A 12,058-nucleotide genomic window follows, 5' to 3' on the forward strand; every position below is an offset into this window, starting at 1 on the left:
CCACAGCACCGTAGACGTTTCCGCTACCCCAGATCGCAGGGCGCATCCGCACACGACCATGGGAGGGCGATCACCACGCGAAGCCGTCGGGCGTTGAGGTCGTCCACCGTTCCCGATTTCCTGGCCGATTCGGTCGAGGTCAACTGGGACAACAGAGGCGAGGGGCGATGAGCAAGCTCATCTCGCGCCGCACCGAAGTCAACATAGCGCTTGAGCTCGCGGCTGGAGACGTCGACCGTGCCCCCGTACCTAACTGGGACAGTGCCTTGTAGGTGAGGCATTGCTCAGAGTTCGGGTTACGTCGGGGGCTATCTACGTACCGAGGTTGGTGGAGGAAGCGGTTGGTTTCGAACCCGGGCACCTCAAGGGACCAGGCTGCCGTTCTGCACGGCCGTCTTGACGTGAATCGAACTTTCTGTCGATTCAGATGGTCAACAGTCGCTCACCGGGGCGAAATTCCTCGTCTTTGGACAGGGCCAAGCGATGAACCCTCGACGTCGCACACGCGAGCCTGCCACCGTCCTATTCAGCCGGAGATCCACTACGCCGATGCAATTGCTGGGTTATGAAATGACACTTCGGGCACCGCACCACGGCTACGCCTACCAGGACGTAATCACCGGTACCGCATTCGTCGACCTCATGCTCGGCACCGCCATCACCATCACGGTCGACCTCAAAGGCTTCGCCGGCGATCGATTCGACGACCTCACCATCAACTACGCTGCCGGGCATCGGCTTCGACTCCAAATCAAGCACACCACCATCGAACGTGAACTTAAGCGAGCAACCTTCTCCTCGGACAAACGCGACCTCCGGCTCGACCTGCTCCTGCGCTCACTACTCGATGACTTCGATGAAAACTCCAACAGCACCTATCGAGTTGTAGTCCGCGACGGCAAGCCGGACAGCGAATTGGCGCAGGTCCTGCTTCCGGTCGGCGCTACAGACGACCCTGGAGACCCGCTACCCGGCGTCACCACCCGCCGATACAGATTCGGCCCAGAGAAGCTCCGCGACAACAAACCTTGGGTGACGCTCCTTCAGGACTTCTCCGACGACGAACTTCGTGCAGCGTGCGCGCGCCTGGTCATCGACACTGCGGCTCCGGCAGCATCCCTTAGCTTTACCGCGCCCGGTCCCGCCGAAGCCGCGCTGCTCCGACGAGCGACTGAAGAACTCGGTGCCGGCCGCCCACCCAATACGAATCGAGCGGCAGAAGACGTCGCGCTCGCGCTGGCCCACGCGGCGACGGCAGCACGTGCAATCGATGGCTGCTTCAGCCGTGCCGACCTGGCACCTAGGCTCCGGCTGACCACCGACTTCGGCGCAGTACGAGACGGGCACCCCGTCGATACCGCCTTGGCGGTCCCTCGAACCGGTGCCGCTGCCACACTTCACGCTGCAATCGACACCACTACCCTTGCCGGTGGTCAGGTCATCCTCACTGGAGAACCCGGATCGGGCAAATCATGGCTCTGCGAACAAATCGCCGATGCCTACCGCGCCCACGACTGGCTAGTTGTCCGCCACCACTGCTGGCTCGGCGAGACCGACAGAGACCGCAACGAACGAGTGCTCGCCGAAGTCGTCATCGGAAGTCTCCTCAGTCAGCTCGAAGCCATTGTTCCCGACGCTATCGCGGAGCTGCGGCCCCGCTTCGCTGCCACCCCCGAAGCACTTGAAACAGCAATCAGAACCTGCCGTGCGAAGTACCCCGACGAGCAGCTACTCCTCATCGTCGATGGAATCGACCACGTCGACCGAGTCCTCGGCCGCCGGGTCGGCGGCCGCCACGCCGCGGACCCGTCACGCACCCTTGTCGACCGGCTTGGGGCTATCAGCCTTCCCGACGGCACCTGCATGCTGATCTCCAGCCAGCCGGGCGACCACCTCGACAACGCCGACCCGGCATCGGGCCCACCGACGCTGATGCCGCGCATGTCGACCGACGAACTTCGCTCGCTCGCACAACGGCACGGCGTCCTCGACAACCCGATGACCGGTGCAGGGGCCGACCCGGACGACAAGCGCACTATCGTCGACCTTCTCGAAGCCCGTTCGAACGGCAACGCGCTCTACGCCACTTACCTGTGCCGCCACGCGACGGGCACCTCACCCCTCGACGGGACTGGTGCAGCACCGGCCACACTCACTGACATCATCGAACGCCTCAACCAAGTACCCGAGACAGCCACTGACCTCGACGAGTACTACCGACACCTGCTCAGCACGCTGACCCCCGACCAAGAACTCGCCATCGGCGCCCTCGCTCTCTGCGATTTCGCGCTTACCCAGGACGAATTGGGGCAGCTTCTACCCGTCGTAGCAATGTACCTCGGGTCCGCGCTCACAAGACTGGCTCCAGTCCTGAACTCTCTGCCCGGTCTCGGTGGGCTCAAGGTTCACCACGAGAGCTTCAGCCGATTCATCCGCCGCGACAAACCGGAAGCGTGGGCCCAGTACATCCGCAGAAGTGCCGCAGATTGGCTTGCCGGCCGCGGCTTCTTCGCCGACACCCGCGCGTTCAGACACCTACCTCGGATACTCGCAGACCTCGACGCGTATCACGAGTTGAAGGCGCTTATCGACCTCGAGTTCGTCACCTGTGCGGTTACTGCACTCCAACCGCCGGAAGCCATTAAGCAGGTCCTCTCTGTCGTCACCAGGCAAGCCCAAGCCTGCCGTGACTGGACGATGCTGATGACGTGCCTCGAGGCCCGCCGAGCGGTGGCCGTCTACGAATACGAATCGCTTCCAGACACACTTGTCGAATACGCCGACGTGGTCGTCGGCATCCTCGGCGCCGAAGTGGTCGCCGAACGCCTCATGTATGAAGGGCGCACCACCTTTACTGCTCGTTGGGGACTGAGCTTATGCGAGGCTGTCGACCGGGCCGGGGCGGCCCCGCCTTGGGAGGCATACATCGCGGCACACGAGCGCGAAGCCGAAACCGAGAACACCCACTACGGCCCAGACAGCAACGGGCACGTCGACTTGGCGATACAACTTGGACATCTGCGGCTCAGGCCAACAGACGAAGGCCCCATCGATGTCGCCATTCTTGCTGGCCATCTCGATGGCTACGAAGGAACGCCACCTCTCCGTGACCTCGTCGAGGTCCTCGTGGCTGGCCTGCCAGCTGAGGACCTCGTCAACGCAGCACGTGCGATGACCAATCCCGGCAACATCGCGACAGTCTGGATCACGCTCGCCGACCTCGCCTCCAAAGGAGTGGCAGGTCTCCCGCACGCGGACCACCTCGCACGCGAAGCGTGGAGCCGTGTGCCGGGCGGCGACATCCGCGCCTACTTGAAATATGGAATCGACCCCGCCGACATCGTTGCGGGTCTCGGAAGCACTGACCTCGAAGGTGACCTCCGGGCAGCCACCGAATTTCTTCTCGATGAGCGCAGCGTCGATCGGTCCGGTTTCGTCGAACGTTGGCTCGCCTTGCTCACACTCGCTCACGCCCTCGACCGCAGTACGCCCATCAAGCTCAGCGCTGCCCTGACCGGTGAGGGATTCTTCCGCGCCTGGCTGCGGTTCACCATCGCCACTGTCGGCCTGCGGGAAGAAGTCGCCGACAGTGTCACAACCCCTGACGCAGCATCGGCGGCAGTCCGGGTCGCGCTCAAACAGCTGGCCGCAGAAGCATCACCCTTCACCGGCATACCACGCGCTGTCGACCTTTACTCCATCCACTCCCACATTCATGATGTCATCGAGCGTGCATTGCTCGTCGTCCAGCCCGACGACCTCGACACAGTCCTCGACCACCTCACCGCCATCGGTGAGGGGACGACCACCTCGTTGGCCGGCATGGCCGAGAACGGGCCGCTCGCCACAAACGACCTGCTCGGAATCTTCAGCCGCGTCTCCGACGTCATCGGCATCGAACCCATCCACAAGCTCCTGCCCACCGTGCGCGCCGCACGCGACGACACACACACCATGTACTCGGTAACCGCCGATTTCGAAGTGGCGACCGCCCGCATCTGCCTCGACGCTGGCGCAAGAACCGAAGCTGACGACTGTTGGAAGCGAGCCGCGCATCTTCTCGGTGCATACGGCGGTCACAAAGATGTCACCATCACAGAGTTCGTCGACGCCGTTGAAGACCTTGCAACCGTCGATATCGATGCAGCCCGTGCGGCCCTTGCCCGTCTCCAAGACCCCGCGTATCTGGTCAGCCAGCACACCGACGGTCGCGAAACCCATCACGTACCTGGCTCCTGGTGGGAACTCTCCGCCAACATCGACCCCATCGCAGCCGCAACCAACGCGGCTGCGCTACTCGTCAGCGAGTACGGATTCGAGGATTATCTCGCTCACCTCGCCCAGGTCGAACTACTAACAACCCACACCGCGATCGCGGACCCAGTCGCGCTTGCCGCACTGCGCCTCACCACCGGCACCAGTTGGAGACGGCCCGAAACCGACGTCGAAATCCTCACAAATCTCCAATCCGAGCTCAGCATCACCCACCAAACCGACATCGCGCTCGCGACCTTCGCGAACAACGTGGCAGCCGGTTACGACAATCAGGCTTTGATGTATTCGCGCGACATGCCCGAGTCGATTGCGACCCCCGAACTCGTTGCAGCTGTCCAAGAACTCGGAGGCCCTTTTTTCCCCGCCCGAGAACCACGACCCGAAAAGACCAACAACAGCGGATACCGCCACCACCCCTTCAGGGGACCTGGCAACTCGAAGAAGTTGCTCGACAGCACTCAACGTCTCAAGTTGCCGTCTGGCCCCCGTGGAGCCGTTATCGCGGCGCGCCACTATGACGACAAGAACTACGGCTCCGACCCGAACGACCTCGACGCCCTCGTCAACGCCATAGGGTGGCGCATCCTCGAAGCGACAGCTGCCGACGGACCTGATGCTGGCATCAGGACTATTGATGCTGTCGCACGCGAACTGCACTACATGTCCAACCACGAAATCTTCGCTACCCTCGCTGACGGCATCGCCAGACAGTGCGACTCGACCATCCGGAACCTGGAGCAGGTCGCGAGCTACTGCTACACCCTCGCCTACACCCGAATCCGAAGCGGCGGAGGATGGCGCACCTTCGCAGGACGCGAACGCGTCGACCTCTGGACCAAAGCCCGCGCGCTCCACCCAGACATCGCCGAAAGAACGCTCGCAGCCGCCATCGTGAACAACATCGAGACCGGTGACCGAGGCTTCTACGGCATCGTCCAGGCCGTCATCGCTGCGTTCGCAGCTCAACCCGCTAGCGGACTGGGAGGCACTGCCGTCGAAGCATGGAACACAGCATTCACCAGCCTCGAGAGCCGCATCCCCGGCACCGCTGCCCGCAGCCACCCGCCCTACGTACCGCTTTCGAGTCCCGACAACCCCAGTGATCTCAACGTCGGGCTAGCAAACCTTGCGATCGCCAACATTGCCCGACCAAAACGCGAAGAGATACGCCTCGCGCTCCTTGCGACAGCATTCCTCATCGCCTGCCGCCCCGCCCTGGCACAGGCGGCGCTCATCCCCATACTCCAAGCTGACTTCGATGCGGGACGCACCACCTGGCTTCTCGAAACCGTCCGAGACCATCTCCCACAAGGAGAACTCACCGACGGGCTCGCCGCGCGGCTGACCGATATGGCAAGAAGCGACCGCCTCTCAGTCAGAGTCCTCGCTGGCGAAATCCTTGAATGCCATCGCTATCCGGTACCTGGCCCGCCCGCGTCCCAACCCGACGCTGCTCTCCGACTCGGCATCGCCAACGCACTCGATGAGCTGCGATGACCGACCCCGCGCCTCGCGAACAGGCCGAAGCGATGATCGAACACTACCTAGCCGAGCGGCTCGATGTAAGCGGCGATCCGCCCGGCCTGCGCGAAGCAATCGAGTCTCGCCTCGCGGAGCGTGCCGAAACCATTTTGAAACGCGGCAAAGCGCAGATCAGGCAGCTAAGGTCGCGCGGCCCAGACAGGCCGCCGGCCTACTATGCACACGAAGAAACATCAGAAGACGCACTCCAAACCGCTGCAGCAGGCACCCGAACCGCATTTGCCATGGCGGGCGAAATAGTCGACCCCATCCCGTTCGAGCGTAGACTCGCCAGCGGCGTTGCTCCCAGCGCGACCTGGGCCATCCGCAGCGAAGGAGCACGAGTACCGCGTCCGTCCACGCGTCCGACGAGGCTCCATTGGTCGCTGCCGCCTGTGCCCTGGGTCGAAACCGAAGACGCTCCTTGGCCTCCACCAGAAGCACGAGCGCTGGCCGGAAGGCATCAATTAGCCAACACCGAACCAGCCCACTGCGCGGAACCGCCGTACACAGGCTGGGTCCAGATCGGTCTCATGGAGCGCCAGTTCACGTTTGAATCCCGCAGTCCGAAACAGCCCAGCCGACAGATGCTCCTCGCAACCGGGCTAGAGACTTCGGACGGCCAACCAACCGCACGGTCTTTGCCGTTCGCCGACTCGCGCCCCATCATCTGGTCACGCCCCCACACCGCACTAGTTCCGTCACTAGACCAAGAGCGAGCTCAAATGATCCTCGCCACCACTACTGGCCCGCTCACCTCTCTCCTACGGTTCAGCGAAGAGCCAGGTACACCAGACCCCGCCCGCGGTGCCGGCCTCCACCCGTTCCTACTGGGCCCGCGCATCGAACTCGTGACGCTCCTAGGTCTTCGCCCCGAGACTCCAGCTTTGCGCCTTACCCTCATCGACGGTGAAGGTCCGGCGCTGGTTTGCCGCCAATGGCGTGGCTTCCTCATACACGACGGCAACTACGAGCCGCTCACGCCGGCACTTCACGGCACGGATCTGCTTCTGAGGCCGGACCTGTACTCGAAGCTCGAAACAGCGATCGATCCATACCGTCTCCGGCTGGGCATTTCGCTGTTCTTTTCGCCCGGCCAGCAGCCATCAGACAGCACGGGAACGGGTGAACGGTGACCTCCCGCCTTATGTCGGCTCATGGAACGCAGCCCGGAGTTCCGAGACGCAATCGACCAAATCCTCAACCAGACCACGGCCCAACCACTGACGGCGGATGAGCACGCATGCTCGCCTTGAACGCCTTGTTGGTCTTGTCGGGAGAAGGCTCCCCTGATACGAAGCTGAGCTTGCCGTCCTCCTCCGCGGCGATGTTGTCGACGGTAACCCACTGCTGGACTATGAGCTTTCGCATGGCGGTGATCCTCCTTCGTCGCGCGGCCCCGTTATGGCCGCTATGCGCACGGTTGGTCAGTGACGGGTTCGCCGGCGCGATGGTCTCGGACCCGGAATCGACGGCCGCGGGGTTGGCCACGATCGAGGATCTGCTCACCGGGACGCAGGCCGCGGAGTTGTCGGCGGTGCTCGAGACCCTATGGATCGCCGGCGGTGGTGCACCGCAGCTGTTCCCGCGCCGCCTGGGCGACGGTGGGGCGAGTCTGTCGCCGGATCGGCTGAAGCTGCTCATCGAGCAGATACCGGGAGACTTCACCGAGTTCTGGCATCGCGTCGGCACCAATGTCGGGATCGAGACCTTCGCCGGACTGACTCTGCGGGGCACCCAGCCCGCCCTGCAGCAGATCATGCATACCGCGCTGCCGAACCTGGCGGTGCGCACCTGCCGTATCGTGCACAGTGGCCGACATGCCCGTACACCGGTGCGGTGGCAGGTCGGCGACGGGCAGCTCTACCTGTCCGGCACCGACCGTGAGGCCTGGCTCGGGCAGAAAAACGATGATCTTCCCCGCGCGGACGAGACCGCGTCGACGGCGCGGCCCTCACCGCAACAGCTGCTCGACCGCTTCGAGCGCGCGCGGTTGCCGATCGTGTCGGTGCAGATGATGCGTACGGGGCGGGCGCTGTCATTGGCCGACGGCCACACCGACATCCGCGCGGAAATCGTGCCGCTTGCAGCGACACTCGGCGAGGGCTACGTCGTCAACCGTGCGGGCACGCTGCTCGAAGACACCAAACCGGTGACGGCCGACTTCGTCACCGGCACTGTCTTCGGTGGGTCAGTGGCCCGCCTGTCTGCCTCAGCGTTGCTGCATGCGGCTTGGTCAGTCCTGGTCGACCTCGAGGAGGCCTACCGCGCGCAGATTGACGCCGCTATCGGGCGGCCGAGCCCGGTGAGCTGGCTCGCGGTGGATACCTCGTTTCTGCTCGATCCCGTGCCGGTCGTTCTGCTCGATGATGACCTGCTCTCGGACTGGGACACAGCGCTTTTCACCTATGACCAGCAGTCGCTGATTCCTCGCACACGGCGGTGGGTGTCGGCGACACCGCTGGACGCCGAGGAATTGGCGCGGGTGGGCGCGGTGCTGGAACAGCGCGGCGAGCTGGGCAAGGCCGAGACCTGGTATTGGCGCGCCGCGGGCGCGGGCAGCCGCACCGGCCGCGACGCCGCGCGGCGACTGCTGCAGCGCTGGAGGCGTATCGGCCGAGTCGACGAGGCGTTCGGGACCGGGCAGATCGCGCCAGCGTGGGCCGAAGCGTACGCGGCGCTGCTGAATTTCATGGCGCGGGAAGGACATTCGCGGGTTCCGCGTGAGCATCGGGAGAACGCGGTGAAACTGGGCGAGTGGGTCCATCAGCAACGACGATTTCGAGATCTGCTGACCGCGGAGCTGGAGACCCAGCTTGAGGCGGTACCAGGATGGACCTGGGAGACGAACACTCGTGACCGGCGATGACTACAGCTGATCGACGCTGCGCCGCCAAGTAACGTCACGAAAGGAGGAGTGGTTAGTACTCCAACGACACCTATGCGAGTTGGTGCTGGTAGATCTGGTGTGTGGTGTTGGATCGTGTTGTGGCGGAGTTGGATTCGTTGATGTTGCGGGTTGGGGGCGGTTCGCGCTTTCGGAACCGCGGGCTGGGGTGCGTGAATATGTATCGGGGCTGTTGGTGGGTTTGGAACGTAGGAACGGGTGGACACTGGCCGAGCGTGCTGGTGAGGCGGGCCCGGAGGGGATACAGCGGCTGCGGGGTCAGGCGGACTGGGACGTCGACGGGGTCCGCGATGATGTGGGCGCGCATATGTGGTCGCCCACCTGGGCGATCCCGAGGCGGTGGTGGCCGCCGATGAGACCGGTTTCCTGAAGAGGGCGTGAAATCGGCCGGGGTGCAACGCCAGTATTCGGGAACCGCGGCACGGACGGAAAACTGCTTGATCGGCGTGTTTCTGGCGTATGCATCCCGGCCCGGGCACGCGCTGCTCGCCCGGGAGCTGTATGTTCCCCAGTCCTGGACCGATGACCGGGACCGCTGCCGGGCGGCGGGGATCCCCGATGAGGTGGCCTTTGCCACCAAACCCCCGGCAGGTGATAGCCATGCTGGAGTGGGTCCTGGCCGCGGAGGGGCCGTTCACGTGGTTCACCGCCGACGAAGCCCACGGCCAAGCCGGTTACCTGCGTGACTGGCTGACCGAACGCGATGTGTTCTACGTGATGGCCACCTGCTGCGACCAGCCGGTGAGCACTCGCGCGGACCGCACCGAATGCGCCGATGTGCTGATCGCGGAACTACCCGCATCCAAGTAGTCGGTCATTTCCGCGACCACCTTGTCCGTGATCGCCGAGACCGTGTCATTCGAGATCGACGCACCATAGATCTCGGCGAAATGCGCCGAAATCTCACCAGCGGTTAGGCCTTTCGCGGTCAGCGACAACACGATCTCATCGTCCCCGGTCAGGCGCCGCTGACGCTTCTTCACGATCTGCGGCTCGAACGACGATGCCGTGTCACGCGGCACATCGATCTCGACCGGACCGACCTCTGCGATCACCTTCTTCGAACGAGTTCCGTTGGGGGAGTTGACCGTTCCCCGCCCGCCCGGCCATGCTTCTCATAGCCGACGTGCTCGGTTATCTCCGCTTCCAGGCGGTTTCGAGCACGGTCTTGGTCAGCTGGTTGAGCTGCCCACCCGGCCCGACCAGATCGGTCCCCTGCTCCTTGGCCCGGGCCAGCAGCTGCTCGGGCAGCTTCTTCGTCTCCGCCGCATCCTTCTTCGCCACGGCGGCCAGTGTCTCCGACATGAGTCGGCCCTTCCTGCCGAACGATCAGCTTCGGCTCATCGGATCGAGATCAGATCCGCCGAAGCTCCGACACTCCCATTCCCGATTCGACCTGGCGCGCATCCGTCGGGGCCGTCGAGGTCGGCCGCCCTGCGCAAGCCTATGAGGGAGTTACCGCAAGGATGTACCGCGCCTTTCCCATGCTCTGTTCATCAGTCCCTCGATCACAGCGTCTGCTTGGTTGTCGTCCATGTCGATGACTTTGCGATAAGCCTTTCCCAGGGGGCTTCCGAAGCTGTCTGCCCACGCGGCGCATTCTCGGCTGACGATGAGGATCGATGCCCGTATAGCGTGGCTTCGTCCTGTAAAGTTGGCGTGCTCGTTGGTGTCCGCGTTGTGCTGGAGGATGACCAGTGCGTCGCGAGCGAGAGCCCAGTCCGCGGTGGTCGCACCGTGGGCGAACTCTCCGAGGGCTCGGTTGAACAGATTCAGCCGTCGCCATCCGGCGGCTTCGATCCAGTCGCGTGGAGTGGAGTTCTGGCTGGTTTCGATCTTTGCTGCGCGGTTGGGTTTCACGCGCCATGCGCGTGTACGGGCGATTTGTTCGACCACAACTCGTAGGCAGCCCATCGCACGGGAGTCGTCCTCGAGCCAGAGCCAGACTGCCGAGCGCAGTGCTGAGCTACAGACGGCCAGTGCGTCGGCCACCGGCTTGCGTTCGGGATCGTTCCGCAGCCAAGAAGCCAGCATGGCGGCCATCTCAGCGGCGAGGTCTGCGTTGATCATCGTGTCCTGAATCGTGTGGTCAGGGTTCTCGCCCATCACTTTTCGGTCCTGATCGGAGGCCGTCACCGCCATGACCATTGCTCGGAATCGGTGGTGGCCGAAGCTGTAGAGGGGCCATCCTTCACGTGGGGGTTCGGGTTCATGGTCGGCATGGAGCGCGGCTGAGACCATGTGGAAGTAGCCCTGCATACCGTTGATGAAGTCCTGAACGACAGGAATGTCGAAGTGGCCCGGCGTCATCGGCCATACCCAGGGTCCGAGGTTGGGCACCCAACTCCGGGCAGGTGCTACAAGTCGAACGCCAGCTACAGCTTCCGCGTGCTCAGGGGCACCCTGATCCTCGACAGCAGTGGCCAGGCACAATCGCAAATGACCGAGGCTCAAGACGAGCGCCTCGCAGGTTTTCTCCATTAATTTGACGTGATCGCTGGTGGGAGCGTCGGTGATTTCGACGGCGTCGAGCCATACCAATGGCATCAGCGGGCCGCGGGCATGCATGAGCTCGCTCAGCTCGGCGAACAAGTCTCCGATCTGCCGCTTGTGTTTCGGTAACCAGACGCCGCAGTGGTTCCAGAGGCGATTCATCCACGTTGCGGTGTCTTCGCCTGGTTCTTGGTTGAGATCGGTGTTGAATGCCATGTTGGCCGACCAGCGTTCGAGCTGGGTTCGTGCGATGATCGCGGCGCCGATCGGTTGCAGGCCGAGCAGGAGGCGGACTGCCGCGCTGACGCTGTCCAACCCCCAGGCCAGATGATCCGCCCACGTCGGACCTGCAATGATGGTCGGGCGCAGTTCGTGGGCGCCGAGTTGTTCGGCGACGAAGCCCAACGCCATGGAGCTAGACAACACCGGCAAGACGATTTGCTGTGTCATCACACCCACCGCGACGATGCGCTCCATCCGTTGGTTGTGCCGTGAGAGCAGAGCTTCGGCGATACCATCATGACCGCGCTCGTGGAATTCGCGCTCGAACCCTTCGACCGTCGGTGGAACACCACGGCCTCGTTGTTCGGCCTGATTTCCAATCTCGCGGTTGGCTCGCCTGGCTGCGTGTCGGTCTGTTCGCGGACCAACCGTAGGGTCGGCGTCCCGGCTTGCCATTCCGCGATCTCCTTCATGCATCGTGGCTACGACTGAATCCCTGTGGTAGCTACGGTAATCAGCAGATCAAATCGATTTCGCTGCCTTCAACAGGACTGACAGGCATGATGTGAACATGCCGTTCTATGGGCGCAGTCCGTTCAGCGTGGAGCACTTGTGCGAGGACTGCGGGAAGGTGACGGC

General features: G+C 63.5%; 5 protein-coding genes and 2 pseudogenes. 4 read left to right on the forward strand and 3 right to left on the reverse strand.

The genetic code is table 11. The features are described 5' to 3' along the window. Positions 1 to 570: 570 nt before the first annotated feature. Complete coding sequence (locus tag OHQ90_RS14300; protein WP_328410803.1) at positions 571 to 5,772, forward strand: AAA family ATPase; 5,202 nt, start codon at positions 571 to 573, stop codon at positions 5,770 to 5,772. A 911-nt stretch (positions 5,773 to 6,683) separates the two neighbouring features. Next, the gene (locus OHQ90_RS14305) at positions 6,684 to 6,932 is read left to right on the forward strand and encodes a hypothetical protein (protein ID WP_328410804.1); all 249 of its coding nucleotides are present in this window, start codon (positions 6,684 to 6,686) and stop codon (positions 6,930 to 6,932) included. A 64-nt stretch (positions 6,933 to 6,996) separates the two neighbouring features. On the opposite strand, the gene OHQ90_RS14310 is transcribed toward OHQ90_RS14305, so the two are convergent. Beyond that, entirely contained in the window at positions 6,997 to 7,167 is a 171-nt protein-coding gene (locus OHQ90_RS14310) for a hypothetical protein (RefSeq protein WP_328410807.1), read from the reverse strand. On the opposite strand from OHQ90_RS14310, the gene OHQ90_RS14315 reads away from it, so the two are divergent. Together OHQ90_RS14315 and OHQ90_RS14320 are read left to right on the forward strand one after the other, a co-directional pair. Beyond that, positions 7,166 to 8,665 carry a helicase associated domain-containing protein gene (locus OHQ90_RS14315; RefSeq protein ID WP_328410809.1) on the forward strand — a complete coding sequence of 500 codons (1,500 nt, stop codon included), beginning with the start codon at positions 7,166 to 7,168 and terminating at the stop codon, positions 8,663 to 8,665. The genes OHQ90_RS14310 and OHQ90_RS14315 overlap by 2 nt on opposite strands. 101 nt (positions 8,666 to 8,766) lie before the next feature. Next, positions 8,767 to 9,511 (forward strand): annotated as a pseudogene (locus OHQ90_RS14320) (IS701 family transposase); the annotation flags it as partial. An 8-nt stretch (positions 9,512 to 9,519) separates the two neighbouring features. On the opposite strand, the pseudogene OHQ90_RS14325 reads toward OHQ90_RS14320, so the two are convergent. Continuing rightward, positions 9,520 to 10,009, reverse strand: a pseudogene (locus OHQ90_RS14325) (transposase); the annotation flags it as partial. Between the two features lie 150 nt (positions 10,010 to 10,159). Beyond that, positions 10,160 to 11,875 (reverse strand): hypothetical protein, encoded by a 1,716-nt coding sequence (locus tag OHQ90_RS14330; RefSeq protein ID WP_328410811.1) that lies wholly within the window; start codon positions 11,873 to 11,875, stop codon positions 10,160 to 10,162. Positions 11,876 to 12,058 lie beyond the last annotated feature (183 nt).

It is taken from the genome of Nocardia sp. NBC_00403 (assembly GCF_036046055.1).
In the GTDB taxonomy this organism is placed as follows: Bacteria; Actinomycetota; Actinomycetes; order Mycobacteriales; family Mycobacteriaceae; genus Nocardia.

Coding starts and splice junctions, on each gene's coding strand:
- OHQ90_RS14330 (WP_328410811.1), bottom strand. CDS start 11,875: ATGGCAAGCCGGGACGCCGACCCTACGGTTGGTCCGCGAACAGACCGA.
- OHQ90_RS14310 (WP_328410807.1), bottom strand. CDS start 7,167: ATGCGAAAGCTCATAGTCCAGCAGTGGGTTACCGTCGACAACATCGCC.
- OHQ90_RS14315 (WP_328410809.1), top strand. CDS start 7,166: ATGGCGGTGATCCTCCTTCGTCGCGCGGCCCCGTTATGGCCGCTATGC.
- OHQ90_RS14300 (WP_328410803.1), top strand. CDS start 571: ATGACACTTCGGGCACCGCACCACGGCTACGCCTACCAGGACGTAATC.